The 255-nt window shown below is 62.7% G+C and carries 1 protein-coding gene; it reads right to left on the reverse strand.

Going from position 1 to position 255, the window contains the following annotated elements:
• A partial coding sequence (locus KVP70_RS33795) for an AMP-binding enzyme (RefSeq protein WP_217946789.1) occupies nt 1–255 on the reverse strand: 255 nt, incomplete at both ends.

Here is a 255-nt window from a genome sequence, read left to right on the forward strand (position 1 = left end):
GGTTGCCGACAAGGCCCCTTCTTCCGCCCCTGCTTGCGCGATCACGTACGCCACCAGCCGCTTGTCGCCCGGCTGGTCTTCGCGTGCGATCACAATCGCATCGCGCACGCCTTCGCAGGCCGCCAGCTTGGCTTCGATCTCGCCCAGCTCAATTCGGAAACCACGGATCTTGACCTGGAAGTCGTTCCTTCCTACATACTCGATGTTGCCATCGGCTAACCAGCGCCCCAGGTCGCCGCTCTTGTATAGCCGCGC

The organism is Duganella violaceipulchra, from assembly GCF_019166075.1.
Classification (GTDB): Bacteria; Pseudomonadota; Gammaproteobacteria; order Burkholderiales; family Burkholderiaceae_D; genus Rugamonas; species Rugamonas violaceipulchra.